The organism is Streptomyces dryopteridis, from assembly GCF_049606955.1.
Classification (GTDB): domain Bacteria; phylum Actinomycetota; class Actinomycetes; order Streptomycetales; family Streptomycetaceae; genus Streptomyces.
On record NZ_CP187115.1, the window covers coordinates 222,626 to 236,413 of the forward strand.

Genomic DNA, 13,788 nt, shown 5'->3' on the forward strand with positions numbered 1-13,788 from the left:
GGCTCAGCCCGCCGAGGGGTGGGTGTCGGCCCAGCGGTCGGAGAGCTTGGGGATGTGCCGGTCCAGCATCTTGGACGGCAGCTCGGCCCGGCTGGCCACGTCGAGCTTGCGGTACACGCGGGTCAGGTGCTGCTCCACCGTGCTGACCGTGACGTGCAGCCGGCCCGCGATCTCGCGGTTGGTGTAGCCCAGGGCGGCCAGGCCGGCCACCCGCACCTCGGCGTCGCTGAGGATCGGCGCCCCGGCCGGCGCCCCGTCGGGCTCGGGCCGGCCGGGCTCGGCCAGCAGGTGCGCGTCCACGGGGGACTCGACGCCGCACGCCTCGGCCTCCCGGGCCGCCTTGCGGGCCACCAGCCGGGCCCGGTCGTACTCGCCGAGCTCGTAGTGGGCGGCGGACAGGTCGGCGTAGCACTGGGCGAGGGAGTGCCGGTCCCCGCACGCCTTGAACAGGTCGGCGGCCTCGCGCAGCAGGGCCGTGCGCCGGTGCGGCCGGCCGGTCGCGGCGAGCATCCGCAGCGCCATGGCGCGGGCGCGTGAGCTGTGCGCGTCGGGCAGCCGCAGCTGTTCCTCGGCCCATTCGCGGGCGGTGCGCGTCTTGCCGATCCGCAGGTTGGCCAGGGCGAGGTCGGAGCGCCAGGGGATGCCCTTCTGGAGGTGCGGATTGCCCTCCCGCATCAACCGGCCGCAGGTCTCGAAGTCGTTCAGGGCGGCGAACGGGCGGTCGGTCGCGAGCCGGTGCCCGCCCCGGGCCCGCAGGTACTGGATGCCGAACACGGTGCGGAACATGGGCTCGGGCACCTCGCGGGCGAGCAGTGCCTCGGCCTCCTCGTGCCGGCCGCGGGCGGTGAGGGCGAACACGGCCGTGGACAGCGGCAGGCCGATCAGCACCCCCCAGCTCTGGGCGTGCATCAGCTCCAGGGCGGCCCGGGACTCGCGGGCGGCGGTCGTCATGTCGCCCTGGAGCAGGGCTATCTCGGCCCGGACGGCGCCCAGCAGGGCCCGCCAGGTGGTGGCGCCCCGGTCGGCGGCGGTCGCGAGCAGGGCCTCGCAGGCGGCGGCGGCGATCGCGGGCCGGTCGCTGTGGGCGATGGCCAGCAGCGCCATCGCGACCATCTCCAGGTCGAGGTGGTCCAGGTGGTGGCCCTGGAACGCCTGGGCGACGGCGGCCACGGCCTCGTCGGTGGCGTCGCCGCCCATCAGCTCGGCCAGCCGGGCCGTCAACCCGGAGGAGGCGCGCGTCACCCCGCGCCGGTCGGCGGCGAGGAGGGAGGCGGACGCGGTCCGGGCCGGCATCGAGGCGCCGTAGAACCACTGGCGGACGAACTCGGCCTCGGCCAGGGCCCGGGTGTCGGCCGGGGTGTGGGCGGGCAGCAGCCCGGCCACGGTCTTCGCGGCGAGTTCGGTGTCGCCCTGCCACAGCAGGTGTCGCAGCACGGTGGCGGTGTCCCGCATGTCGAGTTCACCGGCGAGGGCCGGCTCGCGCAGCGGGTCCAGGTGGGGTCCGGCCGCGGCCGGGTTGGCGCGCCACTCGGCGCGGCCCAGGGCGGCGGCCAGGGAACGTCGTTCGGCCGCGTCGGTGCCGGTGCGCAGCAGCAGCCGCAGGTAGGCGGTGCAGGCGTCCACGTCGTCGGCGGCCAGGGCCTGGTCGGCGGCGTTGCGCAGCAGTTCCGCGCCCCAGCCGGCGGGGACCCGGTCGGCGGCCCGCAGGTGCGGGGCGACCTCGGTGGTGGGCGCGCCGGCCAGGTAGCGGCTCTCGGCGACGCGGGCGTGCAGTCGGGAGCGGGCCTCGGGCGGGGTGTCGGCGAGGACCGCGCCGGCGGCGGCCGGGGTGCGCAGCACGCGGTCGTGGGCGAGGCCGGTGGCGTGCAGCCACTCCAGGGCCGCGTCCACGTCGGCGGGGTCGGCGTCGGCGAGGCGGGCGAGGGTGTCGGTGGGGGCGGGGGCGGCGTTCGCGGCCAGGGCGCGGGCCACCCGCAGGGCGACCGGGCCGCCCCGGTGCAGCAGGGACAGCACGGCCTGCCGGTAGTGGACGCCGGTGGCGGGGCGTCCGGCCTCGACGGCGTGGCAGGCCCGGTCGTCCAGGAGGGCGTGCACCAGCAGCGGGTTGCCGCCGGTGGCCCGGTGGTGGGAGCGCACGAGTTCGGGGTCGGCCGGTCCGCCGGTCTGCGCCGTCAGCAGTTCGCGCAGGCCCTCCGGGGAGAGCGGGGCCAGCCGGACCCGCTGGTGGGGTTGGCGCAGCAGCCGGCCCTGCGCGGGGGAGGCCAGGGCGCCGGGGGAGTCCGGGGAGTCGGACTGCCCGGACAGGGCGCACACCAGCAGCACCCGTTTGAACCGGATGCCGTGCGCCAGGCGCAGCAGGACCTCCAGCGAGCCGGGGTCGGTCAGGTGGGCGTCGTCCACGGCGAGCACCAGGGTGCGCCCGTCGGCGGTCAGGCCCAGCAGGGTGTCGGTGAGGGCGCGCACCCGGTGCGGGGAGACGGGGCGTTCGCGGGGTCCGGCGGGCGGGAGGGGCCCGGGGGAGAGGGATTCGGCCGGCCCGGTGTCGGGCGCGGGTAAGGGGGTTCCCGCCTCGTGCAGGAGGGAGAGGACCACCCCCAGGGGTTGGTCCCGGCCGGCGGGGGAGGCGGTGGCCGGCAGGATGCGTGCGGTGTGGGGGTCGAGCGAGGCGAGGAATTCGTGAACCAGCCGGGTCTTGCCGGATCCGGGGCCCCCGCTGACGAGCACGAGCCGGCCGTTTCCGTCCGCGCTCTCGGTGAAGGCCGCGTGGAGGGCGTCCAGTTCTCTGGCTCTGTCGAAAAGGTGCATCGTTTCCCTCTGATTCATTTTCCCGATGGGTCCGCGCCCCCTGGTGCCGTCCGTGGGGGGAGAGCGGGAGGGTGCGGCGTCCGCAACGGGAAAGTGCCGTGAGGGCCGAGGGACGTCGTCGAGGGACACGGCGATGCGTTGTTTCTCTCTCCCCCCGGTAGGCGTGCGCCGTGCTGCGACGGGACGGCTGTTACCCGCACTCAAGGGAAAGACGAGCGCTTCCCCCTAATGTCGACGTTAGCCGCAGGCGACCGGTGAGAATGGTCGCGGCGTAATAACAGGCCACATTTTGGCGGGAATCCGGTTTGCGGCGAGAGGCTTTTCAAACCTTTTGCGTCGAGTTTCTCGGCGCGCCTCTTGCGGCATATTCTAAAAGCATGTTAACCGGGGCCCGTCGGGGCTGTCAACGACGCCTCGGGGGGTCGAACCCGCGCCCCGGGAACCGTTCGTGAGAGGTTCTCATCTTCCCCGGGAAATTGACGCCCCGTTAAAAGTCCGGAAATCGATGCGGGGTATGTGGCGAAGGTCACGGGAATCCGATCGAACCGTTCGATCGGGCATCCGTGAATGCCCTGACGGTCCCCCGTACCCCGACCGGGGACCCCTGGGGGCGGTAGGGGTATCGACGGCCCGGGCCCGCTCCCTAGCCTCCGTCAACGGGGGAAGCGGCCCGGGATGCGTCCGAGGCAGGCCGCCCGACCAAGGCCCTCGTCTCGACCTCGATCGGATGGCGCACTGGTGAACAAGGAAGAGCAACTGCTCGACTACCTGCGGCGGACCACCGCGGACCTGCGCGAGACCCGCCGCAGGCTGCGCGAGAACGAGGAGCGCGCGCACGGCCCGGTGGCCGTGGTCGGCATCGGCTGCCGCTACCCCGGGGGGATCTCCACCCCCGAGGAACTGTGGGACCTGGTGGCCGCCGGCACCGACGCCACCTCCGGGTTCCCCACCGACCGCGGCTGGGACACCGAGGCCCTGCACGACCCCGACGGCCTGCGCCCCGGCACCTCCGTCGCCCGCACCGGCGGCTTCCTGCACGAGGCCGCCGAGTTCGACCCGGACTTCTTCGGCATCAGCCCCCGCGAGGCCCTCGCCCTGGACCCGCAGCAACGCCTGCTGCTGGAGACCTCCCACGAGGCGTTCGAACGGGCCGGGATCCTCCCGGCCGACCTGCGCGGCAGCCGCACCGGGGTGTTCGCCGGGGTCATGTACAACGACTACGCGAGCCGCCTCGACAGCGTCCCCGAGGACCTCCAGGGCTACGTCTCCAACGGCAGCGCCGCGAGCATCGCCTCCGGCCGTGTCGCCTACACCTTCGGCCTGGAGGGCCCGGTCGTCACCGTCGACACCGCCTGCTCGTCCTCCCTCGTCGCCCTGCACTGGGCCGTGCGCGCCCTCCAGGCCGGCGAGTGCTCCCTCGCCCTGGCCGGCGGGGTCACCGTGATGTCCACCCCGGAGACCTTCGTCGACTTCTCCCGGCAGGGCGGCCTGGCCCGCGACGGCCGCTGCAAGCCCTTCGCCGCCGCCGCCGACGGCACCGGCTGGGGCGAGGGCGCCGGCATGCTGCTCCTGGAACGCCTCTCCGACGCCCGCCGCAACGGCCACCCCGTGCTCGCCGTGATCCGCGGCTCCGCCGTCAACTCCGACGGCGCCAGCAGCCGGCTCACCGCCCCCAACGGCCCCTCCCAACAGCGCGTCATCCGCCAGGCCCTGGCCGGCGCCGGCCTCGCCGCCGCCGACGTGGACGTGGTCGAGGCGCACGGCACCGGCACCGCGCTCGGCGACCCCATCGAGGCCCAGGCCCTCCTCGCCACCTACGGCCAGGGCCGCCCCGAGGACAGGCCCCTGCTCCTCGGCTCGATCAAGTCCAACCTCGGGCACACGCAGGCCGCCGCCGGGGTCGCCGGGGTGATCAAGATGGTCATGGCCCTGCGCCACGCCGAGGTGCCGCCCACCCTGCACGTGGACGAGCCCACCCCCGGCGTGGACTGGTCGGCCGGCGCCGTGGAACTCGCCGTCACCCCCCGCCCCTGGCCCGCCGTCGACCGCCCCCGCCGCGCCGCCGTCTCCTCCTTCGGCATCAGCGGCACCAACACCCACGTCATCCTCGAACAGGCCCCCGAACCCGAGCCCGACACCACCGACGGGGCCACCGACACCGTCGCCGCGACCGCCGCCCGTCCCGAGGCCGTGCTGCCCTGGCTGGTCACCGCCCGCACCCCCGAGGCCCTCACCGCCCAGATCGAGGCCCTGACCGCCTTCACCGACCGCCCCGGCGCCCCCGCCCCCGCCGACGTGGCCCTCACCCTGGCCACCGCCCGCACCCACCACCGGCACCGGGCCCTCGCCGTGGGCCGCGACGCCCCCGCCCTGCGCGCCGCCCTCGCCGCCGCCCGCCCCCTCACCCCCACCCCCGGCCGCGTCGCCTGGACCCTGACCGGCCAGGGCGCCCAACGCCCCGGCATGGGCCGCGCCCTGTACGCCGCGTTCCCCGCCTACGCCGAGGCCCTCGACGAGGTCGCCGCCCTCGCCGACCCCCTCCTGGAGCGGCCGCTGGCCGCACTCCTCGACGGCGACGCCGAGACCCTCACCCGCACCGACCACGCCCAGGTCGCCCTCTTCGCCACCGAGGTCGCCCTCGCCCGGCTCCTGGCATCCCAGGGCCTGACCCCCGACCTGCTGCTCGGGCACTCGGTGGGCGAGATATCCGCCGCCCACCTCGCCGGGGTGCTCTCGCTGCCCGACGCTGTCACCCTCGTGGCCGCCCGCGGCCGGCTGATGGCCGCCCTGCCGACCGGCGGGGCCATGGTCGCCCTCCGCGTCCCCGAACACGAGGTCACCCCCCACCTCACCGACCGGGTCGCGCTCGCCGCCGTCAACGGCCCCCGCTCCACCGTCCTGTCCGGCGAGGAGAGCGAGGTCCTCGCCCTCGCCGCCCGCCTCGGTGGCGGCAAACGCCTCACCGTCAGCCACGCCTTCCACTCCCCGCTGATGGACCCGATGCTCGCCGAGTACACCCGCGTCGCGGCCTCCCTCACCCACCACACCCCCCGCGTCCCCCTCGTCTCCACCCTCACCGGCGAGACCGTCGACGCCGAACACCCCCTCGACGCCGCCGGCTGGGCCCGGCACTGGGCCGAACACGTCCGCCGCCCGGTCCGCTTCGCCGACGCCGTCACCACCGCCCACACCGCCGGCGCCCGCGTCTTCCTCGAAGTCGGCCCCGACGCCGCCCTCACCGCCCTCGCCCACGACTGCCTGCCCGGCGCCGGAGACGAGGGCGACACCCTCCTCGTGCCCACCCTGCGCCGCGACGGCGACGAGGAACACGACCTGATCACCGCCCTCGGCCGGCTCGCCGCCGCCGGCCACGGCCCCGACTGGCCCGCCGTGCTGCCCGGCGCCCGCCGCACGGACCTGCCCACCTACGCCTTCGACCGCCGCCGGCTCTGGCTCGACGCCCCAGCCGACCCCGCCCGCGACGCCACCGGCCACGGCGCCGACGCCACCGGCCACCCCCTGCTCACCGCCGTCACCGACCTCCCCGAGACCGGGGGAGCGGTCCTCACCGGCCGGCTCTCGCGCGCCGCCCGACCCTGGCTCGCCGAACACGCCGTGCACGGCACCGTGCTGCTCCCCGGCACCGCCTTCGTCGACATGGCCCTGCGCGCCGCCGAACACACCGGCTGCGAGACCGTCGAGGAACTCACCCTGCACGCCCCGCTGCTCCTGCCCGAACAGGGCGCCACCACCGTGCAGGTCGCCGTCGGCGAGGAACGGGAGGGACGCCGCGAACTCACCGTCTGGTCCCGCCGCGCCGACACCCCCGACGCCCCCTGGACCCGACACGCCGCCGGCACCCTGCGCGCCGGCCCCGCCGAGGACACCGCCCCCGCCGACCTCACCGCCTGGCCCCCGCCCGGCGCCGAACCCGTGGAACTCGGCGCCGACGGCGACCCCTACCCGGCCCTCGCCCGCACCGGCTACGGCTACGGCGAGACCTTCCGGGGCCTGCGCGCCGTGTGGCGCCGGGGCGAGGAGCTGTACGCGGAGGCCACCCTGCCCGAGGAGGCCCGCGCCGACGCCGCCGCCCACGGCCTGCACCCCGCCCTCCTCGACGCCGTCCTCCACGTCAACCTCCTCGACCTCGACGAGGGCCGGGCCGTGCTGCCCTTCGCGTGGAGCGGGATCACCCTGCACGCCGCCGGCGCCCACACCCTGCGCCTGGCCCTCACCCCGACCGGCCCCGACACGGTCGCCCTCGCGCTCGCCGACGGGACCGGCGCCCCGGTCGCCACCGTCGCCGGGCTCGTGGCCCGCCCCGTCACCCCCGAACAGCTCGCCGACGACGCGGACGAACCCCTGCACCGCGTCGACCTCGTGCGACTGCCCACCCCCACCGGCGCCTCCGCGCCCGTGAGCCTTGTCCACGGCGAGAGCCCCGAGACCGAGACCGAGCCCGAACCGGGGGCCGAACACCCCGAAGCCCTCGTCTGGGCCGTCCCCACCGACCCCGGCGCCCCCGACCCCGACCGGCCCGACACCGAGCTGCCCGAGCGGACCCGGGACCGCGCCGCCGCCGTCCTCGACGCCCTGCGCACCCACCTCACCGAACCCCGCCACGCCGAGCGCCGCCTCGCCGTCCTACTGCGCGCCGACGACCTCACCCACGCCCCCCTGTACGGCATGGTGCGCGCCGCCCAGGCCGAACACCCCGGCCGGCTGCTCCTCGTGGACACCGACCACCACCCCCTGGACCCGGGCGCCCTCGCCGCCGCCCTCGCCACCGGCGAACCCGAGACCGCCCTGCGCGAGGGCCGGGTGCACGTCCCGCGCCTGGGCCGCGCCAAGCCCGGCGGCCCCGCCGCGTTCAGCCCCGAGGGCACGGTCCTGATCACCGGCGGCACCGGCGGCCTCGGCGCCCTCATCGCCCGCCGCCTGGTCACCGGGCACGGCGTCCGCCGACTGCTGCTCGCCGGCCGGCGCGGCCCCGACGCCCCCGGCGCCGCCGACCTGCGCGCCGAACTCGAAGCGCTCGGCGCCGAGGTCACCCTCGCCGCCTGCGACGCCGCCGACCGCACCGCCCTGACCACCCTGTTCGACGCGCACGAGATCCACGCCGTCGTGCACGCCGCCGGCATCGTCGACAACGGCCTGCTCACCGGCCTCGACCCGGCCCGCCTCGCCGCAGTCCTGCGCCCAAAGGTCGACGCCGCCTGGCACCTGCACGAACTCACCCGCGAGCGCGAACTCACCGCGTTCGTGCTGCTCTCCTCCAGCGCCGGCCTGCTCCTCGGCGCCGGCCAGGCCGCCTACGCCGCCGCCAACACCTTCCTCGACGGCCTGGCCGCCCACCGCCGCGCCCGCGGCCTGCCCGCCACCTCCCTGGCCTACGGCCTGTGGTCCGGGGCCGGCGGCATGGGCGCCGACATGGACGAGGCCGACCTCGACCGACTGCGCCGCCTCGGCCTGCCCCCGCTCACCCCCGAACAGGGCCTGCGCGCCTTCGAGGCCGCCCTCACCGCCGAGGACCCCGTCCTCGTGCCCGTCCGCCTCGACCCCGCCGCCATCGGCGCCCGCCCCGACGGGGTGCCCGCCCTGCTGCGCGCCCTGATCCGCCCCACCCGCCGGCGCGCCGCCGGCGACGGGGACCGGGCCGAGGCCCGCCGCGCCCGACTCGTCGCCCTGCCGCCCGCCGACCGCGACCGCGCCCTGCTGGACCTGGTCCGCACCCACGTCGCCGGCGTCCTCGGCCACCCCTCGCCGAACTCCGTGGCACCCGACCGGGCCTTCCAGGAACTCGGCTTCGACTCGCTGGCCGCCGTGGAACTGCGCAACCTGCTCGCGGACGCCACCGGCCTCGCCCTGCCCTCCACCCTCGTCTTCGACCAACCCTCGCCCGCCGCCCTCGCCGCCCACCTGGGCACGCAGCTCGTGCCCGCGCCGGCCGACCCCGTCCAGGGCGCCCTCGCCGACCTGGACCGCCTCCAGGGCCTCCTGGACGCCCTGCCCGCCGAGGACCCGGCGGCCCACCACCGCGTCACCGCCCGCCTCGAAGCGCTGCTGCGCGACTGGCGCGAGACCCGTGACACCCGCGACACGCACCCCGACGGCCCCGCGCCGGAGGACTTCGCCGAGGCCGGCGACGACGAAATCTTCGCCAGGATCGACAAGGAACTGGGAGCCCTGTGATGGAAGACTCGGCCACGGTCGACAAACTCCGCGACTACCTCAAGCGGGCCACGACCGAACTCGAACGGGGCCGCCGCCGCGTCCGCGAACTGGAGGACCGCGACCGCGAACCCATCGCCGTCATCGGCATGGGCTGCCGCTACCCCGGCGGGATCCGCACCCCCGAGGACCTGTGGCGGATCGTCTCCGAGGGCGTCGACGTGGTCACCGAGTTCCCCACCGACCGCGGCTGGGACACCGAGGGCCTCTACGACCCCGACCCCGGCACCCCCGGCAAGACCTACGTCCGCCACGGCGGCTTCCTCCACGACGCCGCCGAGAGCGACCCCGCCTTCTTCGGCATCAGCCCCAAGGACGCCCCCGGCACCGACCCCCAGCAGCGCCTGCTGCTGGAGGTGTCCTGGGAGGCGTTCGAACGCGCCGGGATCGACCCCACCGCCGTCAAGGGCACCCCCACCGGCGTCTACGTCGGCCTCATGCACCACGACTACGTCGGCGGCACCATCTCCGGCAGCATCGTCTCCGGCCGCATCGCCTACACCCTCGGCCTCGAAGGCCCCGCCGTCACCCTCGACACCGCCTGCTCGGCCTCCCTCGTCGCCCTGCACTCCGCCGTCCGCTCCCTGCGCGCCGGCGAATGCGGCCTCGCGCTGGCCGGCGGCGCCGCCGTCATGGCCAGCCCCGAGATGTTCGTCGAGTTCAGCGAACGCCGCGCCCTGTCCCCCGACGGCCGCTGCCACTCCTTCTCCGACGACGCGAGCGGCGCCGCCTGGTCCGAGGGCGCCGGCATGATCCTCCTCGAACGCCTCTCCGACGCCCGCCGCAACGGCCACGAGGTCCTCGCCGTGATCCGCGGCACCGCCGTCAACCAGGACGGCGCCTCCAACGGCCTGACCGCCCCCAGCGGCCCCGCCCAGGAACGCGTCATCCGCGCGGCGCTCGCCGACGCCCAACTCACCCCCCGCCACATCGACGCGGTCGAGGCTCACGGCACCGGCACCACGCTGGGCGACCCCATCGAGGCCCGCGCCCTGCTCGCCACCTACGGCCAGGACCGCCCCGAGGACGCGCCCCTGTGGCTCGGCTCCATCAAGTCCAACATGGGCCACCCGCAGGCCGCCGCCGGCGTCGCCGCCGTCATCAAGATGGTCATGGCCCTGCGCCACCGGACCCTGCCCCGCACCCTGCACGCCGAGAACCCCACCACCAAGGTCGACTGGACCGCCGGCAACGTCCGCCTCCTCACCGACTCCCGCCCCTGGGACACCGACGGCCGCCCGCGCCGCGCCGGGATCTCCGCCTTCGGCATCTCCGGCACCAACGCCCACACCATCCTCGAAGAGGCCCCCGCCCCGGCCCCCGCCGAGACCCCCGAGCCCGCCCCGGCCGGCGCGCTGCCCGTCGTGCCCTGGATCCTCTCCGGCAAGGGCGCCGACGCCGTCCGCCGGCAGGCCGAACGCCTCCTGGCCGTCGCCGCCGACCTCGACCCCCACGACACCGCCCACACCCTGGCCACCGCCCGCGCCCGGCTCACCCACCGCGCCGCCGTCACCGGCCGCGACCACGCCGAACTCCTCGCCGCCCTGCGCGCCCTGGCCGCCGGCGAACACGAGATCGTCGTCACCCCCGAACCCGGCCCCCTCGCCTTCCTCTTCTCCGGCCAGGGCTCCCAACGCCCCGGCATGGGCCGCACCCTGCACGCCGCGTTCCCCGTCTTCGCCGCCGCCCTCGACGAGATCACGGCCGCCTTCGACCCGCTGCTCGGCCGCTCCCTGCGCGAGCTGATGTTCGCCGAGGACGCGCCCGGGGCCGAACCCACCGCGTCCCCCCTGCACCGCACCGAGAACACCCAGGCCGCCCTCTTCGCCTTCGAAGTGGCCCTGTACCGGCTGTTGGAGCACTGGGGGGTACGGCCCGAGCTGCTGGCCGGGCACTCCATCGGCGAGATCGCCGCCGCGCACGTCGCCGGGGTGCTGGACCTGCCCGATGCCGTGACCCTGGTGGCCGCGCGGGGCCGGCTGATGCAGGCCCTGCCCGCCGGCGGCGCCATGATCTCCCTCCTCGCCACCGAGGAGGAGATCCGCCCGCTGCTCACCGAGGGCGTGGACATCGCCGCCGTCAACGGACCCCGCTCCGTGGTGGTCTCCGGCGACGAGGACGCCGCCCTCGCCGTCGCCGCGCACGCCGCCAAGTCCACCCGCCTGAAGGTCTCCCACGCCTTCCACTCGCACCGCATGGACCCCATGCTGGAGGAGTTCCGCGCGGTCCTGGACACCCTCACCCTGCGCGAACCGGCCCTGCCGATCGTCTCCACCCTCACCGGCGAACCCGCCGGCCCCGAGATCACCACCCCCGACTACTGGGTCCGGCACGCCCGCGAGGCCGTCCGCTTCCACCACGCGATCACCACCCTCACCGGCCGGGGCGCCGTCCGCTTCCTGGAGATCGGCCCCGACGCCGTCCTCACCACCATGGCCCAGGACGCCCCCGGCACCCTGATCGCCGGCCAGCGCCGCGACCGCCCCGAGGACACCGCCCTCGTCGAGGCCCTCGCCCGCCTCGCCCTCACCGGCGCCGGCCCCGACTGGGACGCCGTGCTGCCCGGCGCCCGCCGCGTGGACCTGCCCACCTACCCCTTCCGCCGCGACCGGCACTGGGAGGACGCCCCCATCCTCCAGGCCGAACGCGCCGCCGCCGGCCGCGCCGCCGCCGACGCCGCCGACCCCCTGTGGACCCTGGTCCACGACGGGGACGCCGCCGCCGTCGCCGCCACCCTCGGCGTCACCGACGAGGCCGCCGTCGCCGCCGTCGTCCCGGCCCTGGCCGCCTGGCAGGCCCGCCGCTCCGCCGACGCCGCCGCCGACGCCCTGCGCCACCGCGTCACCTGGGAACCCCTGGCCCCCGCCGACACCCCCACCGCCGCCCGCCGGCACCTCGCCGTGCTGCCCCCCGGCGCCGCCGAGGACCCGTGGACCAGCGTGATCCTCACCGCCCTCGCCGACCACGGCTCCGCCCCGACCACCCTCACCGTGCCCCCCGGCACCGACCGCGCCGCTCTCGCCGAGCTCCTCGCCCCGCACGCCGGCGCCGGCCACGACACCGTCCTCGACCTGCAACCGCCCGCCGGCGTCCCCGCCGCCACCGCCGTCCTCCTCCAGGCCCTCGGCGACGCCGGCCTCACCGCCCCGCTGTGGAGCCTCACCCGCGACGCCGTCGCCCACGGCCCCACCGCCGGCGTCACCGGCCACGCCCAAGCGGCCGTCTGGGGCCTGGGCCGGGTCGCCGCCCTCGAACACCCCGACCGCTGGGGCGGCCTGATCGACCTGCCCGCCGCCCCCGGCGCCCCCAGCCTGGCCCGCCTCGCCGGCCTGCTCACCGCCCCCGGCGACGAGGACCAGATCGTGGTCCGCGACTCCGGCGCCCACGCCCGCCGCCTCCAGCCCGCCCCCGCCGGCGCCGGCCCCGCCTGGCGGCCCACCGGCACCGTCCTGGTCACCGGCGCCACCGGAGCCGTCGGCCGCGCCGTCGCCCGCCGGCTCGCCGCCGACGGCGCCGCACACCTGCTGCTGCTCTCCCGACGCGGGGACCAGGCCCCCGGGGCCGCCGAACTCGTCGCCGAACTCACCGCGCACGGCGCCGATGTCACCCTCCTGGCCTGCGACGCCGCCGACCGCGACGCCCTGGCCCGAGCCCTCGACACGGTGCCCGCCGAGCACCCGCTGACCGCCGTCGTGCACCTCGCCGGGATCCTCGACGACGGGGTCCTGGACTCCCTCACCCCCGAACGCTTCGCCCGCGTCCTCACCCCCAAACTCACCGCCGCCCACCACCTGCACGAACTCACCGCCGACCGCGAGCTCACCGCCTTCGTGCTCTTCTCCTCCCTCACCGCCACCGTCGGCGGCGCCGGCCAGGCCAACTACGCCGCCGCCAACGCCGGCCTGGACGCCCTCGCCGAACACCGCCGCGCCCTCGGCCTGCCCGCCACTTCCGTGGCCTGGGGCCCCTGGGACGGCGAGGGGATGGCCGCCCACGGCCCCGTCCGCGCCGGACTGCGCGCCATGGGCCTGCGCCCCCTGGACCCCGAGACCGCCCTGACCGCGCTGGCCCGCGCCCTGGCCGGCGCCGACACCACCGTCACCGTCGCCGACGTGGACTGGACGACGTTCGCGTCCGCCTTCGCCGCCGGCCGCCCCGCCCCCCTGCTGTCCGCGCTCCCCGAGGTCCGCGCGGCAGCCGCCGGCGGGGCGAGCGCCGGGCCCGCCGCCGACGAGTTCGCCCGCACCCTCGCCGGGCTCACCGGCGGCGAACGCGACCGCGCCCTCCAGGACCTCGTGCGCGGCCAGGCCGCCACGGTCCTCGGCTACCCCGACGCCTCCGCCGTCGAACCCACCACCGCCTTCCGCGACCTCGGCTTCGACTCGCTGACCTCGGTGGACCTGCGCAACCGGATCAGCGCCGCCGCCGGCGTGCCGCTCCCGGCCACCCTCATCTTCGACTACGCCACCCCCGCCGCCCTCGCCAAACACCTGGGCACCGAACTCGGCGGCGCCGACACCTCCGTCGACACCATCACCGCCGAACTCGACCGCACCCTGGCCCGGCTGGCCGACCTCACCGCCGAGGACATCGAACAGGGCCGGATCACGGCCCGCCTCCAAAACGCCCTGACCGAGCTGACCCGGACCCTCACCGGCGCCGACGGCTCCGTCCTGGACCGCCTGGAGGACGCCGGCGCCGACGACGTGTTCGCCTTCATCGACAGCGAACTCGGCCAGGCGTAAGCCCGCA

At 76.6% G+C, this 13,788-nt stretch carries 3 protein-coding genes; 2 read left to right on the top strand and 1 reads right to left on the bottom strand.

Annotated features, from left to right (window positions below):
• Positions 1 to 3: 3 nt before the first annotated feature.
• Positions 4 to 2,805, bottom strand: coding sequence for an AAA family ATPase (locus ACN20G_RS36350; RefSeq protein ID WP_424217640.1), 2,802 nt, complete (start codon positions 2,803 to 2,805; stop codon positions 4 to 6).
• A gap of 738 nt (positions 2,806 to 3,543) precedes the next feature.
• On the opposite strand from ACN20G_RS36350, the gene ACN20G_RS36355 reads away from it, so the two are divergent.
• Together ACN20G_RS36355 and ACN20G_RS36360 are read left to right on the top strand one after the other, a co-directional pair.
• On the top strand, positions 3,544 to 8,997 hold the full coding sequence (locus tag ACN20G_RS36355) for an SDR family NAD(P)-dependent oxidoreductase (protein ID WP_424217641.1): 5,454 nt from the start codon (positions 3,544 to 3,546) through the stop codon (positions 8,995 to 8,997).
• Entirely contained in the window at positions 8,997 to 13,781 is a 4,785-nt protein-coding gene (locus ACN20G_RS36360; RefSeq protein WP_424217642.1) for a type I polyketide synthase, read from the top strand. The genes ACN20G_RS36355 and ACN20G_RS36360 overlap by 1 nt, the downstream gene beginning before the upstream one ends.
• Positions 13,782 to 13,788: the final 7 nt, after the last annotated feature.

Coding starts and splice junctions, on each gene's coding strand:
- ACN20G_RS36360 (WP_424217642.1), top strand. CDS start 8,997: ATGGAAGACTCGGCCACGGTCGACAAACTCCGCGACTACCTCAAGCGG.
- ACN20G_RS36350 (WP_424217640.1), bottom strand. CDS start 2,805: ATGCACCTTTTCGACAGAGCCAGAGAACTGGACGCCCTCCACGCGGCC.